General features: G+C 77.4%; 1 protein-coding gene. It reads right to left on the bottom strand.

What is annotated here, in order from left to right:
• Nucleotides 1-67: 67 nt before the first annotated feature.
• Nucleotides 68-638 (bottom strand): YsnF/AvaK domain-containing protein (locus GVN67_RS29140; protein ID WP_160000780.1); only part of this gene is annotated, 571 nt, incomplete at its 5' end.

Raw genomic sequence — 638 nt, 5'->3', positions numbered from 1 at the left:
GACCGGGGGTGGGACCGGCACGACCCGGCGGCGGCGCGCCGTGGCGCCACCGCCGCCAGGCGACGCGTCAGGCCTTGCCGGCCGGGACCGGCGGCGGGCCGGCGCCGTCGCGGCGCGGGGTGGTGTCGTCCTCCAGCTCGACCTGGGTGCGGCGCAGGGTCTCGGCCACCGTCTCGGTCCGCTGCGTGGCGTCCTTGCGGACCACCAGCTCCTCGGTCACGCGGGCTTCCTTGGAGACCACCGCCTCCTCGTTCACCGCGCGCACCTCGATGGTGCGGTCCTGGAAGGCCTGGTCGGCGGCGGTCACCGGGCGGTCGACGATCCGGCGCTGCAGCTCGACATGCTCCTGGCGCAGGCTGACCTGCTCGGTCACCGGCGTCTCGACGATGTAGGAGCGCACCTTGACCCGGCCGCCCTCGACGTCGCGGCGGCCGATGCGCAGCTCCTCCTCGACGACGGGGATGACCTGCTCGCCGGCCTCGGCGCGCGCCGCCGCAGGCGCGGCCAAGGGCGGCGCCGCCGGGGTGGCGACCAGCCCCACCTCGGACCCGGCGACGGCCGCGCTACTGGTGGCCACCCCTGGCGGGATGGCGGGGCTCGTGGCCACCCCTGGCGGGATGGCGGGGGTGGCCACGAGC

This window comes from Roseomonas sp. 18066 (assembly GCF_902706185.1).
GTDB lineage: Bacteria > Pseudomonadota > Alphaproteobacteria > Acetobacterales > Acetobacteraceae > Pseudoroseomonas.
Note: the sequence above shows the minus strand (reverse complement) of the source record. Positions and strands in the feature narration are given on the sequence as shown.